This is a genomic window from Photobacterium sp. MCCC 1A19761 (assembly GCF_037389125.1).
Lineage (GTDB): Bacteria > Pseudomonadota > Gammaproteobacteria > Enterobacterales > Vibrionaceae > Photobacterium.
Window position 1 is genome coordinate 1 of record NZ_JAZGTF010000016.1, and the last position, 23,494, is coordinate 23,494.

The following is a 23,494-nucleotide window of genomic DNA, read 5'->3' on the forward strand; positions in this document are numbered from 1 at the left end:
GTCACCGATCCGGATCAGAACCACGTTCGCGATGCGTACAAGCAGTTGGATCTGCTGGTGGTGGCCGAGCTGACCATGACCGAGACCGCCAAGCTGGCCGATTATGTGCTGCCGGCGGCGTCGTTCGCGGAAAAAGAGGGCACCTTTACCAACTGCGAACGCCGGGTCCAGCACATCGCTCAAGCGTTGCAGCCGCCGGGTTCGGCGATGGGTGACTGGCAGTGGCTGAACGCCCTGGCGCAGCGCCTTGGCAGTAATCAACTGAACTGGCCGAACAGCGAAGCGGTGTTTGATGAAATGGCGGCACTGACGCCGGCCTATCAGGGGATGCATTACGACAAACTGATTCAGGCGCAGGGGCTGCAATGGCCCTGCAATGACGATGCGCCAAACGGCACCGAGATTCTGCACCGCGACACGTTTCCCATCGGCAAAGCCCGGCTAATTCCGGTTCACTACACCACCATTGACGAGCCGGTGGATGCGGATTATCCGCTGCTCCTGACCACCAATCGCCTTCATTTCCATTACGGTTGTGGCTCGATGACCCGAAAATCGCCGCTGCTGGAGCGTGAAACCCCGCCAGGGTTATTGTTTATCCATCCCGATGATGCCCGGCAGCTCAAGATCACCCGCTACGCGCCCATCGGGGTGCGCTCGCGCCGGGGTTATATCGAAACCCGGGCGATGATCACCCCTGATGTGCCGCCGGGCTTGGTGAGTATGCCGTACCACTTCAAAGAGGCACCGTCGAACCAGCTCACCAATACGGCGCAGGATCCGATCACTAAAATGCCGGAGTTGAAAGCCTGCGCGGTGTCGGTATTTCCGCTACCGGCAGGTCAGGCGCCGAAAGATGTCGATATGCTGAGGAAGGAGCCATAAGATGCAGCAGTATCTGGTTGAGTCGCTCAAAGCGTTGCAGGATCACTTATCCCGCGTCCGGCAGTTGTATCAGGTGGTGGAAACCGCACCGGGCGATGCGCACTGGCAACACATTATCCCCCCGGCTTACCCGCCGCTCAGCACGCAAAAGCCGCAAAGTTCACCGAAAAGCTTCTTTTTTGCCGAGCAGGAGCCGCTGTATGTGTTTGACGGTCAGTTTTTCCGCGAAACCCTGCCGACTCCCGACCCCTTTGTGCTGTTTGGTGTTCAGAGCTGCGATTTAACGGCGATTCATTATCAGGATCTGTTTTTCGAGCAGGATGCTTACTATCAGGCACGACGCCGACAAGCATTGCTGGTGGGCATTGATTGTGTTCATCCCTGCGCGCAGGGCTTTTGCTATCTGGTCAACGCCGGGCCTGGTGTGCGCGATGAAACCGCTGATCTGATCCTGCATCCGTTGGATGGGGAGCGTTGGTTATTGGTGGTCGCGACCGCACAGGGTAAAGATGCCATTGACGGGCTGGCGTTGACCCCGGCGTCTCCCCAAGAGATGAATCAGCGCTGGGATCGGCTCAGTCGCTGTGAGCATGAATTTGACGATCACAGTTACATCACCGAAGGGATTGAGCGCCTGAACCGCAACGCAATCTCCGACGCGTTGTGGCAGCGGATTGGCATTCAGTGTCTGGCCTGCTCGGGCTGCACCACCCTATGTCCGACCTGCTCCTGTTACGGCACCCAGTCACGGCTGTTTGCCAGCGGTGATGGCGAACCTGTTGCGGATGCTGCGGAAGTTTCAGGCACGCTAATCAAAGAAGATTCAGGCACGGCGTTCAAAGAAGAACAGCACGCAACGCAGCAAGTGCGCTTCTGGGATTCTTGCTTGTACGAAGGCTTCCAGCGCGAAGCCAGTTACAACAACCCCAGCGCGCAGGCCGGGGAGCGGGTGAAGCGATTCTGGTATCACAAATTCAGTGATGATTTTTTACCGGAATTCGGTCGCTACGGGTGCGTCGGCTGTGGTCGATGTGAGCAGGTCTGCCCCGGCGTCATCGGGGTTCATTCGGTCATGAAGAGGATTGTCGACGATGCATAACCTGACCCCTTCGGCCATCGAGCTGGTGGACTTCTATGACGACGGCGAGCAAGCGCGGCATTTTCAGTTTCGTTTGTTGGATGGCGTTCAATCGGCATCCTCCAACGTCCTTGCCGATTGGCAAACAGCCCAAATCGGCCAGTTCTTTATGCTCAATGTGCCGGGTGTCGGCGAAGCGCCATTTACCTTTACTCAGGTGCCGGATGCGCAGGGGCACTTCCGGGCGCTGGTGCGTCAGATGGGGGCCGTCACCACTGCGCTATTTGGCCTGCAATCCGGCCAGATCCTCGGCGCGCGCGGGCCATACGGTGTCGGTTGGCCAATGACCGAGATTTCCGGCAAGCGGATCCTGGTCGTGGGTGGCGGCTGTGGCCTGGCGCCGTTGGTGGGCGTGGTCGATCACCTGGTCGAGCAGCAGAACTATACCCAACTGACAGTCGTGTACGGAGCGCGGAGCCAGCAGGCGAAAATGCTTAATCCTGAGCGGGAGCGGTGGCAGCAATACATTCCCGTATTTAACATGATCGAAAATGGTGATCTCAACGGTGACGAAAATGAATATCACGGCCGACCGATTGATATGATGCCGACCGTGCTCGACAGCTTTGGTGAACTACCGGATGTGGTGTTGCTCGCCGGGCCGCAGGTGATGATGTTCGGCATGGCCGATTATCTGGTGGCCTCCGGGGTGTACAATCATGCGATTTACCTCTCGATTGAGCGCCGAATGCATTGTGGCTTAGGGACTTGCGGTCACTGCTATCTTAAACACAAGTATGTCTGCACCAACGGGCCAACATTTCGTTGGGACGTGCTTCAGCCTTACCTGCCTGAAGATCACTAGCGCAGCTAGCTTGCTTGTCTCATTGCTGATCAGTCTTACTTTTTGTCAGTTCTACCGCGTCGGCTTGTCTATTGTTAAAACTTGAAATATCGGGCTGTTCCGTCGCGTCATGCCTTCGGGGGACTGATTTGAAAGCACGTGTTATGTGCATCAATGGAGCTTGCCCACTTGAGCGTCGGCGCTGTATCGAAGAGGCATCCCCATGGCAGAAGAAGAAAAAGATGCTGATCTGGAACCCGTCACTGCGGCAGAAGAGCAATCGCCGCAAAAGACCAACAAAGTCAAAAAGATCACCAATATCCTGCTGCTGACGGTGGCGGTATTGCTACTGTTTAACATCATCTCGGATCGCATTATTCCGATCACGGACAACGCCCGGGTCAAAACCTTTGTGGTGCCGGTGAAGCCGGAGGTCTCCGGATTGGTGCTGGAAATCAAGGTGGCGCCCAACCAGCTGGTTGACGAAGGAGAGGTGCTTGTCAGGCTGGATCCGTCTGATTACCAAATTGCTGTCGCGCAGGCTAAAGAAAACCTCGAAATCGCCGGCCAGAATGTTGGCGCCCAGACCGCGGCGATTGCGTCGGCCCAGGCGCGCCTGACCTCGGCGATTGTTGAGCGGCAAAACGCTGAGCTGCAAAGCAAACGAATTCTGGCGCTGGCGAAAAAAGGCGTGGTGTCCCAGTCGGATGCGGATGAAGCGCGGGCCAGTTTGGCCACGGCCCGGGCCAATGTGGTGAATGCCGAGGCAGATCTGGAAAAAACCAAGCAGCAACTGGGCGCGCAAGGAGAGGAGAACAGCCAGATTAAAGCGGCGTTGCTGGCGCTGGAGCAGGCACAACTTAATCTGGAGCGAACCGAAGTTCGCGCGCCGACTCAAGGCGGGGTCTCGAATTTTAGTTTGTCTGAAGGTTTTTATGCTTCCGCCGGACAACCGCTGATGACGTTTGTCTCGACGGAGACTATCTGGATCGAAGCCTATTTTCGGGAAAACAGCCTGGGCAATGTCACGGCGGGGGATGCGGTGGAAATTGCCCTCGACTTTGCGCCCGGTCAGGTGTTTAAAGGCACGGTGTCCAGTGTGGACTGGGGCATCGACTGGGGTGAAGGTGATCAGGCCGGGAAGCTGGCCAAAGCCGATACCCAGAAAGGATGGTTGCGGCAAACCCAGATGCTCCCCATTCTGATTGAGTTTGACCACACGCAGGCGCGTGGTGTGCTGCGGGTCGGTGGTCAGGCGGATGTGATTGTTTATGCCGCGGATAGCACGGTCTTTAATCTGATCGGTAAAGCATGGATCCGGTTGATTAGCTGGTTGTCCTATGTCCGATAAGGCGATTTCTTCTGAAGCAAGCGTTGCGGCGTCTGTGACCGAGGCACTGACGGAAGCCACTCAGATCCGGATTCTGCGTTTCACGGTCGGAGTTGGTCTGGCGGTTTTTCTGGCCGCCTGGCTGGATTGGGATTTGGCCCACATTGCGCCGGTGCTGACGGCCAAATTTCTGGTCGACAAACCCACACTACACCGGGAAACCTTAATCGAATTGCTGCTGGCGATGCTGGTTACCATCGGGCTGGGTATGCTGCTCTCGGGCGGGATCACCCAGTATCCAATTCCCCTGATGATGTTGATCGGCCTGATGATGATGTGGGGCTACTATCTGTTCACCAACCCGAAATGGAACCTGTTCGCGACGATATTGATCCTCGCAATTCTGATCCTGCCTTTTATCGCGATGGGCAGCACGACCGCCGTCTCCGGTTTTCTGGCCGGGGGGCTTACGATTTCAGGTGTGGTTGCTATCACCCTCTTTACCCTGGCGCATGTCTATTTCCCTGAGCAGGAGGCCGAGTTTCCGGGCTTTGCCCCGGTGATGCTGACGCCGCCCCAGCGTTGGCGGGCAGCTTTTCGGGCGCTGTTGATCTCATTTCCGGTAGTGTGTTTTTTCTTCGTGTTTCAGATCAGTGAAGCGATCCTGACCATGATTTTTATTGCCCTGTTGTCGCTGATGATCACCGGGGAGAAGTCGGTCAAGCTGAGTGCATTTCTGGTGGTCAGCAACGGTCTTGGCGGGCTGCTGGCGATTGGCTCGTTTACGGTGCTGGCCATCGTGCCGAACATCGGGTTTTACACCTTGTTTATTTCGCTGCTGGCGATGGTGATGGCCTCCAAAATCTATACCGTCGGGGAAAAAGCCCCGGTTTATGTCACTGCATTCAGTACCCTGCTGGTGCTGATCGGCTCTACCTTGCTGAGCTCCGGCGACATCGACAGCACGACGATCACCCGAATCGTACAGCTGGTGGTGGTCGGGCTGTACATGATTGTGGCGGCGTATTTTTTAGAAACGCGAACATGGAAATTTCTGCAACCGGTTTAGCTGAAGGGCTATATGGCGGGGGTTGTTCGATAAGCGATGTTTAACCAGAGCGGTGTCATCAGGCCGTTGAATCTGGACAAGTCATCAGAGAGGCAAGACGATGAAAACAGACGATCAATTTTCAACACAGGCAATTGATGCGGCAATCAAAATCGGCGCGGTGGCGCTGCTGGTGTTCTGGTGCTTCTCGATCTTACGACCCTTTATCATGCTGCTGGTTTGGGGGGCGATTATTGCCACGGCGCTGTATCCGCTGGCGGTGAGCATACACACTCGCATTGGCATGAGCCTGACTAAAGCCAGCGTGTTGCTATCGGGGATCGGGGTGGTCATTTTACTGGTGCCCCTGATTGCGCTGTCGACCGGGATTTACACCAGCGCCGCAGATGTGATTGTAGGGCTCCAGGAAGGCACCCTGAGTGTACCGAAACCGGACCCGGCCATGAAAGCCTGGCCGCTGGTGGGGGAGAAGCTCTATGCATTTGTCGATTCGGCTTCGGTGAACCTTAAGGGGGTTCTGGTGCAGTATGCTGAGCCGCTCAAAGAATTTGGCGGCACAATGGCGGGCTTGATTGGTTCCTTAGGACTTGGGTTTGTCCAGTTTATTATCTCTACCATGATCGCCGGTGCTTTCATGGCCAATGCCGAGAAATGCGAACAGGTCTTTCAGGCGGTGGCCGATCGCCTGACCGGCAAGCACGGTGAACAACTGACCAAATTGTCGAAAACCACGGTCCGGAGCGTGGTGCAGGGGGTGATTGGGGTGGCGGTGATCCAGTCGGTGTTCGCCGGGATCGGCATGGTATTTGCCGGAGTTCCAGCCATTGCTTTGTGGATGGTGGCAGTGTTGCTGATCGCCATTATTCAGCTGCCGCCGATCATTGCGCTGTTAATCCCGATCTTTATCGTTTTCGGCACCCAGAGCACTGTTGTTGCGGTGCTGTTTCTCATTTGGTGTTTGCTGGTCAGCGCCAGTGACGCGGTACTGAAACCCGTTCTGCTCAGCCGTGGCTCGGAAACCCCGATGCTGGTGATTTTGCTCGGTGCCCTTGGCGGCATGGCGATGTCCGGCATCGTCGGTCTGTTCGTCGGCGCCGTGGTACTCAGCCTGGCGTATCAGTTAGGGACGGTGTGGCTAGGGAATGAAGCGGGGGAAAGCAAGTAAGCACAATGATGATTGGGAGGGACAGGGACGTTGCTCAAAAGTACCAAACCAAAAGCGGTCGTTGTTCCTTTTCCGGAGCTATACCATCACAGTAAATACGATATTTCCGATGTGAAATGAAACAGCTTGGCTGAATTGACTGAAGAACACTTGATGGTATGATTGTCATAGTTATTCAAAGGAATGAGTTTCAATAATTGGTAAATTAATTTTTATAGGTTCATCTCGAGATGGCGATTGTCTTAGTATGTATGAATCCCTCGTTTTCTGAGTCGGATCCGCACTGTTGATTTATAATCGTCATCATTCAATTTGTGAATTTTTCACGTGATACTTCTGGCTGATTTCTTCGGTTAAAATCCAAAGACGTTCTCTTCATTATTTCGTATATGAAAAATTTAATTCAACATGAATAAATTTGTTGTCTCATTCATGGGATTCGATCTTACCAATTACTCTAGTTGTTATTAAGTTGTTGATATTATTTATTTTAATGGTAGCTATTTGACTGGCCGCATAGCCATGAATGTCCTTGGGCTCTGATATTGCTTGATAATAATTTTATGGTCTATGCTTCACTTGATTTGTTTTGGTTTATACATTGAGGTAAAAATCTTAGTGGTCAAGTTCATATAGTGGCTATTGAACTGGATGCTAAATGAACCTGATAACGTACATGCAAAGTTTAATCGCCAAAGTAGTCATGCTTTTATATTAATTGATATGTTTTATCTTAGTAAATAAGTACTGGTATATCGTTGAGTATTATCTGGATTCACTCATTTCATCCCTGTTGGGCGGAATTGAGATTTTATATTGTTTTATTTCGGGTTCTATTGATATTCAAGATTAATAATAAATAATGAATGATTAAGGAATTTTAATGAAAACGATAAATAGGGTCTCACCCTTTTTAAGGGATTTTATCATATTGCTGGGGGCGGTACTCTGGTCGTCTACACCGGCATTTGCTGATGCGACGGGGCAGGGGACAATCGTGTCGAGCGGCTGTATGGAGGACGTCGCCGGATTTGGTCTCAACTGTACGGCAAGTGATGTGAGGGTCTCTGGGGTTGCGGACGTTAATGGCGATGGTGTCGTTGATGAAGGCGATATCACTTTCGCTCCTGTCTGTGATGCCACAGCCTCCAATGCCGGCACTGACTGTAGCTCGGATCCGGATGTATGTCTGGATGGGAACGGTAATGCTGCCCCGGGACTGTGTGGTGATAAATGTGCTTTCCCGGGGGATACAACCACCTTCAGCACCACGTTTATTTTCGAGTTAAATGCGCAAGAACGCTACGATGTTGGTGCCTACTTTGAGGTTAAACCGGATACGGCTGGTGATGGCGCCCTGACTGGTTCTTGTCAGATCATCACCTTGCCTGAAGATGGATCACCATTTACTCGTCCGAATGGTACGACAGGAAACTTCGTAGATTTAGATACCACCTGTACTGGTAGTGGATGTCCGGAGCCAAATGATTTGTGTGGTGATATCAATAGCGCAAATAATCCGATTTTTTATGATATGAAGGGGGCGAAGACGAAGCCGGATGTGATCACCGCGAGTTGTATTGACACTGATGGCGACGGTAAGCTGAATCTTCCCAACTGTACCAGTTGGCGTCAGTCGGGGGCCAACGAAGTGTGCTTAGACGGAAGCGATGCTTTCCCTGGATCGCCATCGAAATGTAATTGTGATCCTGACTTTCAGGTGCCAATTGAGGTGCCGCCTGCGACAATTTCTGTTGTGAAAACAGCGAACCCGGAAAAGGTGGATGAACCGGGGAATACCGTTCAATTCTCAGTTGGTGTGACCAACAACAGCGTATTTGCCGACGTTGCCATGAAGTCCTTGCAGGATGATATTTATGGTGACATCACTGCTACAGGGGGTGGCATTACCAGTACGACTTGTTCTGTTCCACAAACCATTGCCCCTGGAGCCACATACACGTGTAGTTTTATGGCTGATGTGAGTGGTCAGGGGAATACATTGCATACCGATATTGTGACCGCTACAGGTGAAGATGAGAATGGGAATGTTATGGAGGGAAGCGACAAAGCAACAGTCGCAATAAATAATGTCCCGTTTAACTTAACGGTGAACAAGTCAGTTTCACCGTCCTCACTTCCTGAACCTGGTGGTGATTTCACTTTTACGGTTGTCGTGACCAATACAAGTGCGGTGGATGCTTTGACATTGTCAATTCTGGACGATGAGATGTACGGTGATCTTACCTCGACGGCGGGTAAGATTATTTCAACAGACTGCTCAGTGCCACAGACCCTCGCAGTCAATGGTTCATATAGCTGTACCTTTATGGTGACTGAAATGCAGAATCCGGGCTTTTCACAAACTGGCAGCGTATATGCCACGGCAAGCGATGATGAAGGGCCATCGAAGACCGTTTCGGATGATGCAACGATTAATATCACCAATCTTGATTCGAAGATTACGCTGGTCAAAACAGCGGATCCAACATCATTTAATGAACCGAGTGCTGATGTGACTTATACGTTTGTCATCACGAATGGCTCCACAGTTGATTCGGTCACAATCGATAGTCTGACGGATACCATTCTCGGTGACCTGAATGGTTTGGGAGATTGCTCAGTACCGCAGACCTTGGCAGCTAATGCCAGCTATACCTGCTCTGTGACTGTTGAAGATACAGGCAACGGCGGTGATTCGATTGTGAATGTGGCGACAGCCAGTGGCGTTGATGATGATGGTGCCGCGGTAAGTTCCAGTGATAGTGCTACGGTGACCATCAATGATGTATTACCAACAGCGACGTTGACCAAAACGCCAACCATGATGGAGGTCAGTTACGAGGTGAAAGTGACCAATACGTCGACGGCAGAGGGATTAACTCTCGATGCACTGACAGATGATCGCTTTGGGGATATTACCGATGACAGTGAACCAAAAGTGATCGAGACAACGTGCGCGGTGCCGCAGACAATCGAAATCGGTGGTTTTTACACATGTACTTTCGTTGGTCAGGTCGTTACATCACCGCATGTCAATAAAGTCACGGGTACCGTTTCAGATAATGACGGAAATAGTGTAGCGCCTTCGGATACAGCAACGGTCAGTTTCGCTGCTGATTGAGCTTCAGTCTGTATAGCAAAGCAAGACTTAGCTATATGGGCTGAGAATACTGAAAATGTTAATAACCCAAGAGGCCGGATAAAGTATCCGGCCTTTTTGTTTTTACGACACATTTTTGGCGTGGATTAGAATCGTTTCCAAAAGATGAGAGCCTTGATTACACGTGTGATTATTTGGGAGAGGGGGAATAGTGCCAGTGAGGGGAGCTCAAATCTGCATTGTTCTGCGCTCTTGGCGGGATGACCATGTCCGGTATCGTCGGTCTGTTTGTTGGCGTCGCAGTGTTGAGTTTAGCGTATCTGCTAGGGGCGGGAGTCAATGGGGATTTGTCATAGGATTATTGTGGTTTTGTAGCTTGGAAATGGGCAGAAGTGCGTTAGATTTGTGACGCTAACGCGCCTATGTCAGATTAGATAAAGTATCTAGAAACCTGTTAGACAGGCAATTTTCCGTAATTGAACCGAACCAGATTTGGTGCGGTGATGTGACCTACATTTGGACAGGTAGGCGCGGGGCTTCTGGCTGTTGTTCTGGATCTATTTGTCCGTAACCAGTTAATTAGGCTATGTCGCTCTCACCGGATAGCGAGCGAACCAGCAATGAAACGGTGATCGGTCGAGAGCAAAACCGCCGGGTTGAAATTCTGCGCCTTTAATTGCAGGAAAGGGCGGTATCAGGGGTTTCACACTCCTGTTGCTGCAACTGGCAAACCGCTTTTAACAGTCGTCCGTCCACTTCCGGCAGCGTATCGCTCAGGCGGATGGCTTCCCCCGGTACGAACGAGAGCATGACATTTTTCAGGCACGCATGGCTGTTTCTCTGATTTTGCAGATGGAAGGCGGTGAGCTGTTCATAGAGCTGGGTTTCCAGCTTGGTAATTTGCTCGTCGGTGAGGTTAATCCGCGCCATACAAATGGCTGGCCGGATCGGGTGTTTTTCCTGATTGGCCTTGAAACGCTTCACGAACAGTCGATCCAGCGGGCTGTCCTCTTCGTTGATAAACCGCTTTTGTGCGTTGAGCTTAATATTCGTTTTCTCGATGGTTTCAAGATAGCCCATCATTTCCAGCGCCCGAAGATAGTGAATGATCGATTGATCGGAGAGTTGATAGTGATCTTGAATCTCTTCGACCGACCATTGCAGCGAAACCAGCAAATAGATGAAATCGTACAAATGGGGATATTGGGCAAAAATCCGGTTGTTTTGCGGGGAAATCGCTTTGATGTCCTGCTGTTGCAACTTGGCGGCGAGGTTCGAGAGCTGCACCAGATCGGTATCCAGGTAGCCGGCATAAAAGGTGATCTTGTCGATCCCTAAGCTGGGGTTGTGAAATTGCCGTTTTAAGCTGCTGACCGGCACCGCGCAATACTCAGACAGCTGCGCGTAGCTAATCCCTTTCTCTTTCAGTGTTTCACGCAACGCCGCCAGTAAGTAATCGGCTGAAATGTTCATGCTTATCTCCGTCAGCAAGTGGGTCATGCAGCCTTCCGGATTGGCTGATGCTTGAGAGGTATACAATATTCAGGTTTGAAAATCCATGATGACATTATCAAGTTCGGTTTTTGGTGCCCTGCGTATTGGCAGGAATCACGTCGAAAGGGGTAGTAGCCTGGAGAAAGATTCGGTCATGTTCGCTGGGCACAACATCTACGGTTGCGCCGTGGTCGATGCCACCAGCACCCATCGTGGTGGTCGTAGTGAAAAGAGGCAGTGATGAAAAAAAAGCCGGCGTAAAGCCGGCAAACACTACAGAAGTAAGGAAGTAAGCCAACGACCGAGCACAGCCGGGTTGGCAAATACGCCGGGCCATTCGGGAGATTGAACGATGACCCGGCGGTGAGGGATAGGAAGCTGCGCGGCGAGATCGCAACAAGAATCTCGACCTCATGGCACGGCTAGGCCGTTACACCGCAGCTGTGGCGCGTTGCAGCCAGGCGCGCTCTTCAGGGGTTAACCCCCCTTCGAGGGCGGTAAAGACCTTGGCATGGTAGTCATTGAGCCACTGCCGCTCTGAGGCATCCAGCAAAGCCGCCTCCAGCGGTTGGGTGGCGATTGGCGCCAGGGTGATGGTGTCGAAGCCGTAAAACACGCCGAATTCATTCTGTTCAATTTCCACCACCTTCATGATGTTCTCGATCCGCACCCCGTATTCGCCTTCGCGATAGACACCGGGCTCATTGGTGATCACCATATTCGGCTTCAGCTCAACTTCGGTCGGAGATTGCGAGAAGTTTTGCGGTCCTTCGTGGACATTCAGGCACATTCCGACGCCGTGTCCGGTGCCGCATTTGTAGTCAATCCCTTGCTGCCACAGCACCCCGCGCGCCAGCACATCCAGGTTGGAGCCGGTCGAGCCCTTGAGGAAGCGCGCCTGGCTGAGCCGGATCACGGCTTTGAGCACCAGGGTATAGTCGATGCGTTGTTGTTGGCTCAGTGTGCCGAAGCTGAAGGTGCGGGTGATGTCGGTGGTGCCGCCCAGATACTGGCCGCCGGAATCAACCAGGAAGAAATTGGATTCATCGACCAGAACGTTGCTGTCTTCATCGGCGGCGTAGTGCATTTTGGCACCGTGCTCGGCAAATGCAGCAATGGTGCGGAAACTGTCACCCAAGTAGGTCGGCGCCAAAGTTCGGAAATGCTGTAGCTGTTGCTCGGCGCTGAGTTCGGTCACGTCGCCGCCGGGGACCTGCTGTTCCAGCCAGGACATGAACTTTACCATCGCGATGCCGTCCAGCCGCAGCGTCTCTTCCATGTTCTCCAGCTCGGTTGGGTTCTTGGTGGCTTTCATGTCAGTCACATAACTGCGCTGATGCGACACGGTCAGATCGGCAGGCAGGCTGCTGATCAGGCGCGCATCCCCGTGTCTGGCACAGCTGCGGAAGTGATGCCCGGCGGGCAGTTGGCTCAGGGCGTTGCTGATCTGCCCATACGGCTGATAATTGACGCCCTGCGCTTCGAGTTTGCTCTGGACGGCTTCCGGCAGTTTCTGCGGATCGATAAACAGCGTCGCCGCTTGGGCACTGATCAACAGATAGCTCTCGGAGATTGGACAGTATGGCGTGTCACCGCCACGAATGTTGAGGGTCCACATCACATCATCCAGCGTCGAGATCAGCAGGTCATCGACCTGATCACCGGCCATATACTGACGGATTTGGGCCAGTTTCTGTGCTGTGGTGAGTCCGGCATATTGCAGCGGGTGGCAAAAGACCGGGGTCGTTGGTCGAGCCGGGCGATCGTGCCAGATCCCGTCGATCAGATCATGCTCCAGCACGATGTCGATCTTTTTGTCTGCAAAGGCGGTTTGAAGCTGCTGGTAAAACGCATAGCTGACGGTACGGCCATCGACGCCGACCCGACTGTTGGCCGGCAGTGTCTGCGCCAGCCATTCAGGGATCGACGGGGTTTCTGCCAGCCTGGCTTTAAACAGGGAGAGTCCGCTGCCTTGTAACTCTTCTTCGGCCTGGATGTAGTAACGGCCATCAGTCCACAGGCCGCCGCCGTCAGGGGTAATGACTGCATCGCCCGCCGAACCGGTAAAACCCGTGATCCAGCGCCGGGCCAGCCAGTGATTGGCTGAATATTCGCTCGCGTGGGGATCGTTGTTGGTGACGATATAGGCGTCGAGCTGCAATGCCGACATGGCACCGCGCAGCTGGCTGAGACGTTGGGAAACCGGGCATTGCGCACTTGCTTGAAGACTCATCCTATCCTCTGTGACATCCGTGTGAATTGAGGACAAATGTATAGTGTCAAGAAAGCGCTCACAATTGTGTGTTTACATCTTATTAACGAAGGCGCAGAAACTAATCCCTTCGGTCTCAGAAACTGAGACCGTCTATCTGAAGCACTATTTTCCTGCGTTCGGCTTTACAGCGCATCACCACGTCGTATTCATCCGCATTTGTATAAGAGGACATCGGGCATCCCCACTATGCTTATGGAGGTATCAGCTTTATGGAAGCATCAAGATGCGTCTAGTTGGAGATGACCGGTGGTTGTGAGACCGCCGCGATCATTAACGCTGGTGGCTTGTTTTATCGCTGTCTTGCGACGGCGTGGTGAAGCTGAAGCGATCAGGCCAATCCGGGCGCTGGAGGAGGTGTCAACCATGGTTACAACAAATACAGTCTCTGCTTTTGATTCCAACAAGGCCGAAGTATTCGGCGATGAATTTGTGAAGGCACTGAACAATGGTGCACTATGTTTGATGGTGTCTATAGGCCATCGCACCGGACTGTTTGATGTCATGAGCGAGCTTCGGCAACCCGCGACATCACAGGAAATCGCGACTCGTGCCGGTTTGAATGAACGCTATGTGCGGGAATGGCTGGGTGCCATGACCACTGCAGGCGTGGTTGAGGTGGATCCGGCAACCAACCGTTTTATCTTGCCGGTGGAGCATGCCGCGATGGTAACGCGTGCGGCTGGCGCCGATAACCTGGCGGTATTTGCGCAGTATATCGGCCTGTTGGGTGGTGTTGAGGACAATATCGTTGAGTGTTTCAGGCGTGGAGGAGGAGTGCCATACGAGCAGTATCCCCGGTTCCATGAAGTGATGGCGGAAGACAGTAACCAATCGGTACTGTCGAATCTGGAAACGCATATTGTCCCGTTGGTACCCGGTTTGGCGGATCAACTGGCGGCAGGTATTCAGGTTCTGGATGTGGGATGCGGGCGGGGTAGGATTATGAACCGGTTGGCTGAACTGTATCCGGCAAGCCAGTTTGTGGGCGTCGATCTTTCTCGCGAGGCCATTGAGTTTGCAAGGCGTGAGTCGCAGGAAAAACAACTGCGGAATATTACTTTTGAGATTCGCGATCTGAGTAATTTTGATGACAAGGCTGAGCCGGACGCGTTTGACTTCGTGACCACCTTCGATGCAGTGCACGATCAGGCGAAACCGCTGAATGTGCTCAAAGGGATATGCCGAACGTTAAGGCCAGATGGTACTTATCTGATGCAGGATATTAAAGGCTCGAGCCATGTTCACAATAACCTGGACCATCCCATCGGCACCTTTCTGTATACCATATCCTGTATGCATTGCATGACCGTTTCACTGGCCCAGGGCGGTGAAGGCTTGGGGGCCATGTGGGGAGAGGAAAAGGCAAGGGAATATCTCCAACGTGCTGGCTTTAGCTCCGTCACCAAAAATGAGTTAGTTCATGATATTCAGAACAATTGGTATATTGTGCGTAAGTAAAGAGAGTTGTTTCATTCGGGGAATCGTCATGAAATTTCGATGATTCCCCTTTTAAATAAAGAAACTTTGGAATCGTTGTGTTATATCAGAGGATAGACAAAGCCGGGAGCATAAAGAGCCCCGTCCTTTATCCTTCAGGAAAAGTATTCTCGTTGTCCGGAATATTCTGTGAATACATTTTCGAGTTGATATTTGTTGAGGCTTGATTAAATCGCGTCCTCAAAAACTGGATATGGACCGTTCTCAAATGATTCGTCGTGATAGCCTTTTATCCCGATTTCTAATGCGAGTTCACTGCGGAAGTCGTTACCGTTTACCAGGTTATTTAAAGCATCTTTAAAATTGTAAACAGGGTTCCACTCTAATCTGTTTCGAGCATGCGTATTCACGTAAACCCTATCAATGGTCGAATTCATCTTCCATCCCAGGCTCTGGTAGATGTCGTGGTATTCCGGATAGATGTTTTTGATAACTTCTTGTACATCGACACGCAGCTTCGCCATGTCATCAAATGAAAACGGTGTCGTCGCGCTGACGATAAAGCGGTCAAAGCCGATGGTTGGGGCTTTTTCCATGGCCAGAAGAATGACATCCACTGCATCTTGAATATCTACCCGGCGGTATAAATACTCGTTAACTTTTAGATTGTCAGGGGAAAAGTTGGCTCTGGCGATTTTGCAATCGTCTTCTTCCTGAAAAAATCGGGACAGTTTTAATACTAAGCAAGGTAGCTTATGATTTCGATAAAAGAGCTGGCAGATATCTTCAGCTGCGTTTTTTGTCACACCGTAAATGTTCTTTGGAACTGGCTTTGTTGATTCGGTGATCCACGCAGCTGGGTAGCCTTTGGGTGGAATTAAAGAGTCGCCAAAAGTACTTGTGGTACTGACATAGACAAATGATCTTACCTGATTTTTCTTAGCCGCTTCTAAAAGGTTAAGTGTCCCTGAAATATTGCTGTCAAGAAACTCTTGATGTGTATGAGTAACAACATGAGGCTTATGAAGCGTTGCAGCATGAAGAACAGCATCAACATCTTTCATTGCGCGGTGAACAACGTCTTTATCAGAAATTGATGCAACAATATCTGTTGTTTCTGAGGGTTTTATATCTATTGATAAAACGTTGAAGCCTCGTCTTTTAAGAACCTTAACCAAAGCCGAACCGAGGTGGCCGCTGCTTCCTGTCACTAATACTTTTTTGTTCATTTGTTTTTCTCTGTATAAGTGGTTGTGATTATTATTGATGGCCATTCTTGTTTTGGGGTTATTCATAGTCAAACCGAATGATTTAATGGTGGGAGGGAATCTCAATATGACATTGTTTGATAATTCTTTTTTAATCTTTAATAAAAATCGGTCGCCTGACAGTCGATTTTAAAAAATGGCCTGATTGTTTAATGATCAATATGTTTCCTATTATATGGCTGTCGAGGAGTCTGAAGGGGCAGGGCATAGCAGCTTGAGTTTAAGAACATGCTTTTAGCGGGTTGGGAAAGGCACGATTGAAATTGAAAGCGAGGACTGGACTCTTCTTTGTTGGATTGGTTGATCAGCATGAAATCGTTCTCGATGAAACAATGTGACAGCATGCTCACAATGTGTAAGCATGCTGTCACATATCAAGGAGGTGCAGCAATGGCAGAGACAACGGAAAAGCAAACGGTCCATCTGGCGGTGTATGACACGATGGCGGATTGGGAATACGGGTATGCGATCGCGCATATTCAGTCCCCTGAGTTTCAAAAAGTACCGGGACGGTATGAAATCAAAACTGTGGGCGAGACTCTGGCACCCGTCACAACGAAGGGTGGGGTGCGGATTGTGCCGGATATCACCCTGGGGCAGCTGGATCCTGAGTCCAGTGCGCTGTTGATTCTGCCGGGGGCGGATTCGGCTGTAACGGGCGGAATTGCGGCTTTTGCCGAGATGGCTGCTCGTTTCGTGGCGGCGGAAAAGCCAGTTGCTGCAATTTGTGGGGCAACGGCGGCATTGGCGCAACAAGGGTTGCTCGACGAACGGGCGCATACCAGCAACGCACCGGAATTTCTCGCGATGACAGGCTATCAGGGCGGCAGCCGATATGTTGAGCAACCTGCGATCAGCGACGGCAATGTGATCACCGCCAGCGGTGTCGCGCCCATTGCCTTTGCGGCTGAAATCTTCCGGATCCTGGATTTGTATGCTGAGAACACGCAGGATGCATGGTGGCAGCTGTTTGCCGAGCAGAATCCTGCCGGGTTTTATGCTTTGATGCAGGAACAATCACAGGAACAATCACAGGAACAAGCACAGGAGCAAGCACAGGAGCAAGCGCAATGAGCGATGCCCAAGCACGATTGAGCGCAATGGCGCTGACGTCTTTTGCGCTCAATGGCCAGTTCCTGAAAATTGCAGAACACCTGGCAGCGCCGGCGGGGTTAACAGCAACCCGCTGGCAAGTGTTGGGCGCTGTGCTGCATGAGCCATTGACGCAAGCGGAGATTGCCCGCCGGATGGGGATCACCAGGCAGAGCGTACGGCGAACGGCAAATCAACTGATGGACGAAGGGTTATTGAGGGTGGTTGAGAACCCATCGCATCGAAAAGCCAAGCTACTTCAGCCAACGGAGGCCGGTTTTGCCGCGATTGAGAAAATCGGCCCGCAGCATGCCCGTTTTGCGCGAAGCCTTGAAAGGCAACTGGGGCATGAGAAGATGGCGCAGATTGCGAACACCCTGACAGAGCTGCAAACGGCCTTGGAAACGTTGGTGGACCCGCACTCCGGTGAATGACGTTCGGCGAATAAGTCGGCTTTCCATCTTGAGCCTATCTGAAGCGGAATGACAAGGCTGATCAACCGGGGGACGGGTTATATTGCTGGGAATTTAAAATAACCCTTTACTCTGGCGATAAGTCAGGTATGATTCGTCTTGTTCTGTTGCTCGGACGTATTAATGAAAACTGGTCAAAGTAAACCCTCTGAATTTCTCCGTAACTGTTGTTATCCTTAGTGTTTCCCATAGATTCATCATCACATTTAAGCATCAAGAGCATCGCGAGAATGCGATTCAAATTTTAATTCAATAGATTAGGAACACTACATGTCTAACAAATCAACAGGTCTGGTTAAGTGGTTTAACGAAGAGAAAGGTTTTGGTTTCATTACTCAAGACAACGGCGGTGCTGACGTATTCGTTCACTTCCGTGCTATCGCTTCAGAAGGCTTCAAAACGCTTTCTGAAGGCCAGAAAGTTTCTTTCGACGTTGAGCAAGGCCAAAAAGGTCCTCAAGCTGCGAACGTTGTAGCCCTGTAAGGCTAGATTTGATGTAAATGGCACCCTGTGCCATTTACATCATCACTGTTCTTCCGCTTCAATTCTCTTTTTTCTCTTCTTTCTTCTACTGCTTAATTTCCTGCGCTGCTATTTTGTCCTGCAATATTCTGATGATCTAAATTCAGAATCGATATTTCACACCCGTTATCAACAATTTCCGAATGCCGAACAGTTGTGTTGGTTCGATCTAAATCATCATTTCGCGCATGTCGCGGCTGTAGAGGATTTGAGATCAGTGGAATGATGCCGGATCTGATGAAATCAGACCCAGCGTTCAATTACATTTGGTGATCTAATTCATTATGGATCAGCGTAATGCACTGCGATGCGAACAGCATTTTCGGACCCAAGCTGATTTTTTCTACCCCGAGGCGCTTTAAAGAACTCATGGTTTTTTTTGGCATCGGAATATGGTCGGTCAGAATAAAGCACGGATTGTCTGCCAGGGTGATATCGCGAATCGAATCCCCTTTTTTATCCATCATGTAGACCGAGTGTGTTTGAGTCAGCTCTTTCAGCAGTGCTTCAAAACTGATAGTGCGCACTGTGACGCCGGGTTGAACTGTGCGTGTCTGCTCTTTGGTCATCCCGGCAGAGGCCACAAGCGCCTGGCGGACAATTTCCAGCAGAGCTGCTTCGTGAAATCCACCGACCTGGGTCATCTCATTGGCGTTAATCGTCACGGTCCGGCTATAGTCCTGGGTGCTCTCCAAGACTAAGTGGATGGTTGTATCCTCACGGTGGGACTGGGCCATAAATAGGGCATTCATGGTGCAATGGGCCAGAATTTCAGTGTGACAACTGCCACCCACTTCAGCCATCAGTTTTTCACTGTCGGTTGGTGCAGAGCGGGCTCGTAATACAAACGTGCGCATGACTTTTTACCTTTATTTTTGTGTCAATCCTGCGTCTTCGCTCTGGGAAGCGGCATCTTAACAGGTCAGATGACGCTGGTGAGCCGAGGTGCGGCAGGATGACATGATGTTTGTGGCGGAGTATACGCGTTATCGCACTGAAAAGTGACCGATGGGGGTGCTTTTGTCCAATATTTTTCCGGTGGCGGTTTGTTCACAGTAGCTGAAGTTCAATGCCAGGCCGTTCACGCCGCCGTGGTGTAACACGTGTCTGGCGAAATTATCGCTGTTGAGCTGGTGGATCACCGCTTTCCACGATGTTTTGTTTTGCAGTAAATGAAAGCAAATATTCAATCTGATCTTTTCCTGGTTTGATGACTGTTTTGACGGCGACTGTGAAACCAAAATCGTTGACGGCCTGTGGTATGGGACATAACTGTTTTCCTCGGATAGATCACTTGTAGTGCCGAACGATTGTGAAGTGGTTTCTTTTCTGACAACTAAGCTTCATCATGATCCGTCCATGTGTTCCGAATGATTAAATTATCTCTTTTTTCTTCATACCCTACGGCACAGCAACATCGCTGCCCCTGAAAGATGCCCTCGACGATAAAATTATTCGCGCCAGAACCGCCACCCCCTAAGTCATAGACTTTCAGGAGGCCTTCAAATCCGGCTCTTGCCAGTTGTTTGATGATTCTCTTTTGGTGAAGTTTGTGCTCAGTCGGCACAAATTCATAAAAGACGACATTGTTTTCCATTCCACCCTCATGAACATTTATTCGTTGCAGCAGTTCATTTAAGTTTAGGTGTGTCGGGCTGTATTCTCTATGGATTCGCTGATGTTTCGCTATCGCTTCGATATAAAAATGCCTTCGGCGGTTTGCCGACCAGTGAGGTGACCATGGCCGCAAAAGCGCTGTGGGTTGAATAACCCAGTTCTTGGGCAATCGTGCTGATGGACATTTTCTTCGCTGCCATACCAATTGCACTGGTGAGCAGGGCTTGTTGCCGCCATTGGCTGAACGTCATTTGTAGCTCCTGTTTGAACAGCCGGGCAATGGTGCTCTCACTCGCCCCGACTTGGGCGGCTAACACCTGGAGCGTCGTACTTTGCAACGGCGCCTGGAGAAACAAGTCACATAAGTGGCGTAGGCGTTTATCTGCGGGCATGGGCAGTCCGACGGGCACGGTTTCGGCTTGCTTGACTTCCGTACTGATGAGAGTGCAGATAGCGGCGTACGTCTCTTCGCCAAGTTCATTGACGGTTTGAGTTGCGATGCGTCGTACCAGTTCATTGAGCAAGACACTGACTTGAAAACAGCGACATGCCTTCCACTCATTGCGCCATGCTTCATCGTGAAAGTAACGGTTGGTGCGCAGCATATAGACGGAAAAGATCTGCGCCCGTTCGAGCAAGGAAGAGGCATGCGCGATCCCAGGCGGGATCCATACCGCGTGTTGCGGCGGCACCAGGTACGCAGCCTGCGGCGTTTTGACCTGCACCACCCCGGTATCTGAGAACACCATCTGTCCCCAGGGGTGGTGATGCAGCTCGACTTCCGCCCGCTCAACCACCTGTTTGGCGATTGCCCGGATCGGGATTTGTTCGTTCAAATCCAAGTGCGTCATGGGCTCCATGGACGGATCGTGACAGGTTGACTGATTCTCGACACTTTTTGCCATATATACGAAATTCACTCAGCTTCATGCCGGGTATAAATAGTCTCCGGATCGGTTCGATAGGAGCTTAGCATGAAAAATCAGAGTGATAGAAATAATACGGCGTTCAGCCGTGAACAGCGTTGGGTCATTGTGAGTCTGATCTTCGGTGTGTGCCTGCCGCTGATTGATGCCACGATTCTTGGGGTGGCGCTGCCGGATCTGGCAGCCAGCCTGTCAGCGACCGTCACGCAAATACAGTGGGTTTCAGTGCTGTATACCTTGGTTGCTGCCGTGACGGTGACGATTTGCGCCTGGGCAACCCGGCAGTGGGGGACGAAAACATTCTGGTTAATTGGACTGGTGATTTTTACTTTAGGCTCCGGGTTGTGCTCGGTATCGCCAACGATCAACTGGCTGCTGGTCAGCCGTGCAGTGCAGGGCGTTGGCGCCGGAATTCTGATGACCGTGATGCAGACCGTTTTGGTCCATACCGTGGGCAAACCGCTGCTGAAAACGGCGATGGCGACGATGGCGGTGCCGACGGTCCTGGCCCCGATTGCCGGACCGCTTCTGGCAGGCTATCTCCTTCATATTGGCGACTGGCGGATGATTTTCTATATCAATTTGCCGATTGGATTGGTGGCCATTGTGCTGGGTTGGGTGATGATCGCCAAGGATGACCTGCAGCAAGCGCGGCGGCTGCCTGACGCGACTTCGCAGGCGAAAAATCGGTTTGACGGGCTTGGATTTATGGTGCTTGCACCGGCGCTGGTCTTGTTGATGTACAGCCTGTCGTCTTTGTCTGAATTGGGTCGACAGGGAGGGGGGCAAGGGCTTAATACTGCAGGGACATCTTTGATCGGTGCCTGCTTGTTGCTCCTGTTTGTGCGCCATACACGAAAACGGGGGGAGCAGTCGCTGATCCGGTTACAGGTTTTTAGCGTGGGATCATTTCGTGCCTCGATGGGGCTGCTGTTTCTCTCGAGTATCAGTTTTTACGGTGGGCTGTTTGCGCTGCCCCTGATGTTTATTCAGGGATTTGAGCAAAGTGAATGGCTGGCCAGTGTGTGGGTCGGCGCACATGGCCTCGGGGCGTTGGTCTCCCGTCCCTACCTCAAAACTCTGTGCGAGCGGCTTGGTGCCGGGAATACCGCGTTGCTGGGCTGCGCCTTTGCTGTTCTGGGAACCGTGCCGTTTCTGTGGCTGGACATTCAGGGAAGCGATCTCCTCATTGCGTTGACGATGATCCTGCGCGGTGGCGGTATCGGGTTGCTGACCTTGTTGGGGATGTCGCATGCCTATCATGACTTGGAACAAACACAGACCCCGGATGCCAGCGCGTTATCGCGGATCCTGACCTTGCTGGGCGCCTCTGTCGGACCGGCGATGGTCGCGATTCTGTTTGTTCAGAACGTACATTCGGTATCATTTCAGCCGGTGCTGATGGGTTTGACTCTGGTGACCCTTGCGTGCGTCCTGCCGGCGATTTGGTTGCGGAGAGATGAGCGTCGGGTCAGTGTATTGTCGAATTAGGCTGGAAAGCAAACGGGCGCACTGGGCGCGCCCGTTTTACAAATTTTGGTTTTTTAGTTAGATCGGCGAAGTTTCATCCTCTGCTTCCATCGCTGTTTTCACTGCCGGGCGTGCGTACATACGAGCCATAAACTGAGATAAAACCGGCCAATCTTCAATATCAACCTGAAAAACAGGTAGCCATAGTAAAATGGAAAACAAGTATGTATCGGCAATACTAAATTGACCGACGAGGTACGGTTTATGCCCCATGAATTCACTCAGATAATCCAGTCGATTAAATAGTCGCTCCCGGAAGATGGCGCGTACAGATTCAGACAAGGCCTCATTGAATAGTGGCGCAACACCTGAATGTAATTCAGTGCTAATGAAACTTAGTAACTCTAGCATTCGGACCCGTTCCCATGAGCCGTGACGAGGGGCTAACTGGGCATTAGGACAGAGGTCGGCAAGGTACTGGACAATTACTGCCCCTTCAGTCAGAACTTCACCATTATCCAGAACCAGTGCAGCCACATATCCTTTTGGGTTTATCTCTCTGAAATCAAGGCCATCAGCGGTACGCTTCGTACTGTTATTGACTCGAATCAGCTCGAATGGAATCCCCAGTTCACGAAGGATGATATGTGGCGAAAGTGAGCAGGTGAGTGGTGCAAAATACAGTTTCACGAAAAATCTCCTGTTACATCTCTGGTGAAGCTTCATCATCATGGATGCAACAGAAATGTGAAAATTAGAATTTCAGAAAGTCTGTATAAGAGGAGCTGATGACCTTAAACCGGGCTCATCTCGGCAGCGTTGATTTGGACCGGAATCTTAACCCCAAGCGTTGAATGACGTACTTGATCGAGAAATGCTTGCGTAGCCGGGGAGTTTTTTCCCTGTTCGGAGCATACCAATCCAAAACAACGGTAAAACGGAGAATTCAGCGGATAGATGCGCATGTTATGTGGTTCTTCAGGCAGTGTTGAGGCGGGTACAAGAGATACCCCAATCCCTTCGCCGATTAATGTAAAGGCGGTTCTCCAATCTTTCACCTCAAGCCGGATATTAGTTAATGACAGTCCTTCACCTTCAATCAGGCTCTTACCATGCAAATGACATCCACCTGTGGTGACAATAAAGGGTTCGTCGCTCAGCTCTGACAATTCAATCGTATTTGAGCTTCCCCGCCGCGCAAGGTGATGATTGGCTGGAACCGCTGCTACCCAGGCATCATATCCCAGCATGACAGGATCTCTTTCCGGGGCAGGATTCAAAACTACGCCTACATCGATATTGTTGTTACTTAGCCAGTCTTTGTAGTGGCATAGTTAATTTGGCCATCTGATTAGAGGTGATATCATCACCTCGGAAGTTAACAGGTGACACAATGACAAAACGTAGCAGAAGAACATTTAGTCCCGAGTTTAAACTTGAAGCCGC

Annotated in this window: 20 protein-coding genes and 2 pseudogenes; 13 read left to right on the top strand and 9 right to left on the bottom strand. The window is 51.3% G+C overall.

The window, feature by feature from the left end:
* The 8 genes and pseudogenes from VV869_RS15615 to VV869_RS15650 all read left to right on the top strand — a co-directional run.
* Positions 1-885 (top strand): molybdopterin oxidoreductase family protein (locus tag VV869_RS15615; protein WP_337735851.1); only part of this gene is annotated, 885 nt, incomplete at its 5' end.
* A gap of 1 nt (position 886) precedes the next feature.
* Positions 887-1,984, top strand: a complete 1,098-nt coding sequence (locus VV869_RS15620) for a 4Fe-4S dicluster domain-containing protein (RefSeq protein ID WP_337735852.1) — start codon at positions 887-889, stop codon at positions 1,982-1,984.
* On the top strand, positions 1,977-2,828 hold the full coding sequence (locus tag VV869_RS15625) for an iron-sulfur cluster-binding protein (RefSeq protein WP_337735853.1): 852 nt from the start codon (positions 1,977-1,979) through the stop codon (positions 2,826-2,828). Before VV869_RS15620 ends, VV869_RS15625 begins: the two co-directional genes overlap by 8 nt.
* Positions 2,829-3,030: 202 nt before the next feature.
* Positions 3,031-4,158, top strand: a complete 1,128-nt coding sequence (locus VV869_RS15630; RefSeq protein WP_337735854.1) for an HlyD family secretion protein — start codon at positions 3,031-3,033, stop codon at positions 4,156-4,158.
* Complete coding sequence (locus tag VV869_RS15635) at positions 4,148-5,206, top strand: DUF2955 domain-containing protein (protein ID WP_443147327.1); 1,059 nt, start codon at positions 4,148-4,150, stop codon at positions 5,204-5,206. The genes VV869_RS15630 and VV869_RS15635 overlap by 11 nt, the downstream gene beginning before the upstream one ends.
* 100 nt (positions 5,207-5,306) lie before the next feature.
* Positions 5,307-6,371 (top strand): AI-2E family transporter, encoded by a 1,065-nt coding sequence (locus VV869_RS15640; protein WP_337735855.1) that lies wholly within the window; start codon positions 5,307-5,309, stop codon positions 6,369-6,371.
* 883 nt (positions 6,372-7,254) lie between these two features.
* Positions 7,255-9,495, top strand: coding sequence for a DUF7507 domain-containing protein (locus tag VV869_RS15645; protein ID WP_337735856.1), 2,241 nt, complete (start codon positions 7,255-7,257; stop codon positions 9,493-9,495).
* A gap of 427 nt (positions 9,496-9,922) precedes the next feature.
* A pseudogene (locus VV869_RS15650) lies at positions 9,923-10,090 on the top strand (IS3 family transposase); the annotation flags it as partial.
* Between the two features lie 56 nt (positions 10,091-10,146).
* Here the strand turns inward: VV869_RS15650 and VV869_RS15655 are convergent.
* Both VV869_RS15655 and VV869_RS15660 read right to left on the bottom strand, forming a co-directional pair.
* Positions 10,147-10,947 carry a transcriptional regulator gene (locus tag VV869_RS15655; RefSeq protein ID WP_337735857.1) on the bottom strand — a complete coding sequence of 267 codons (801 nt, stop codon included), beginning with the start codon at positions 10,945-10,947 and terminating at the stop codon, positions 10,147-10,149.
* 451 nt (positions 10,948-11,398) lie between these two features.
* On the bottom strand, positions 11,399-13,201 hold the full coding sequence (locus tag VV869_RS15660; RefSeq protein ID WP_337735858.1) for an aminopeptidase P family protein: 1,803 nt from the start codon (positions 13,199-13,201) through the stop codon (positions 11,399-11,401).
* Positions 13,202-13,522: 321 nt separating this feature from the next.
* On the opposite strand from VV869_RS15660, the gene VV869_RS15665 reads away from it, so the two are divergent.
* A complete protein-coding gene (locus VV869_RS15665; protein ID WP_337735859.1) occupies positions 13,523-14,701 on the top strand; it encodes a class I SAM-dependent methyltransferase in 1,179 nt (392 codons plus the stop codon).
* Positions 14,702-14,907: 206 nt separating this feature from the next.
* Here VV869_RS15665 and VV869_RS15670 read toward each other — a convergent pair whose 3' ends face one another.
* A complete protein-coding gene (locus VV869_RS15670; RefSeq protein ID WP_337735860.1) occupies positions 14,908-15,909 on the bottom strand; it encodes an NAD-dependent epimerase/dehydratase family protein in 1,002 nt (333 codons plus the stop codon).
* 429 nt (positions 15,910-16,338) lie between these two features.
* Here VV869_RS15670 and VV869_RS15675 point away from each other — a divergent pair, with 429 nt between their 5' ends.
* The 3 genes from VV869_RS15675 to cspE all read left to right on the top strand — a co-directional run bounded on the left by VV869_RS15675 (position 16,339) and on the right by cspE (position 17,996).
* Positions 16,339-17,022 (top strand): type 1 glutamine amidotransferase family protein, encoded by a 684-nt coding sequence (locus VV869_RS15675; protein ID WP_337735861.1) that lies wholly within the window; start codon positions 16,339-16,341, stop codon positions 17,020-17,022.
* Complete coding sequence (locus VV869_RS15680; RefSeq protein WP_337735862.1) at positions 17,019-17,474, top strand: MarR family winged helix-turn-helix transcriptional regulator; 456 nt, start codon at positions 17,019-17,021, stop codon at positions 17,472-17,474. Before VV869_RS15675 ends, VV869_RS15680 begins: the two co-directional genes overlap by 4 nt.
* Positions 17,475-17,783: 309 nt before the next feature.
* A complete protein-coding gene (gene cspE / locus VV869_RS15685) occupies positions 17,784-17,996 on the top strand; it encodes a transcription antiterminator/RNA stability regulator CspE (protein WP_337735863.1) in 213 nt (70 codons plus the stop codon).
* Between the two features lie 299 nt (positions 17,997-18,295).
* Here the strand turns inward: cspE and trmY are convergent, their stop codons facing one another.
* The 4 genes from trmY to VV869_RS15705 all read right to left on the bottom strand — a co-directional run bounded on the left by trmY (position 18,296) and on the right by VV869_RS15705 (position 20,557).
* Positions 18,296-18,892, bottom strand: a complete 597-nt coding sequence (gene trmY / locus VV869_RS15690) for a tRNA (pseudouridine(54)-N(1))-methyltransferase TrmY (RefSeq protein ID WP_337735864.1) — start codon at positions 18,890-18,892, stop codon at positions 18,296-18,298.
* A 129-nt stretch (positions 18,893-19,021) separates the two neighbouring features.
* Positions 19,022-19,225 carry a hypothetical protein gene (locus VV869_RS15695; protein WP_337735865.1) on the bottom strand — a complete coding sequence of 68 codons (204 nt, stop codon included), beginning with the start codon at positions 19,223-19,225 and terminating at the stop codon, positions 19,022-19,024.
* A 146-nt stretch (positions 19,226-19,371) separates the two neighbouring features.
* Positions 19,372-19,632, bottom strand: a complete 261-nt coding sequence (locus tag VV869_RS15700; protein WP_337735866.1) for a hypothetical protein — start codon at positions 19,630-19,632, stop codon at positions 19,372-19,374.
* A 67-nt stretch (positions 19,633-19,699) separates the two neighbouring features.
* Positions 19,700-20,557, bottom strand: a complete 858-nt coding sequence (locus tag VV869_RS15705) for an AraC family transcriptional regulator (RefSeq protein ID WP_337735867.1) — start codon at positions 20,555-20,557, stop codon at positions 19,700-19,702.
* A gap of 69 nt (positions 20,558-20,626) precedes the next feature.
* Here VV869_RS15705 and VV869_RS15710 point away from each other — a divergent pair, with 69 nt between their 5' ends.
* Positions 20,627-22,069, top strand: a complete 1,443-nt coding sequence (locus VV869_RS15710) for an MFS transporter (protein ID WP_337735868.1) — start codon at positions 20,627-20,629, stop codon at positions 22,067-22,069.
* Between the two features lie 57 nt (positions 22,070-22,126).
* Here the strand turns inward: VV869_RS15710 and gstA are convergent, their stop codons facing one another.
* Together gstA and VV869_RS15720 are read right to left on the bottom strand one after the other, a co-directional pair.
* Positions 22,127-22,738, bottom strand: a complete 612-nt coding sequence (gene gstA / locus VV869_RS15715; RefSeq protein WP_337735869.1) for a glutathione transferase GstA — start codon at positions 22,736-22,738, stop codon at positions 22,127-22,129.
* Positions 22,739-22,842: 104 nt separating this feature from the next.
* Positions 22,843-23,355 (bottom strand): annotated as a pseudogene (locus tag VV869_RS15720) (LysR family transcriptional regulator substrate-binding protein); the annotation flags it as partial.
* Positions 23,356-23,494 lie beyond the last annotated feature (139 nt).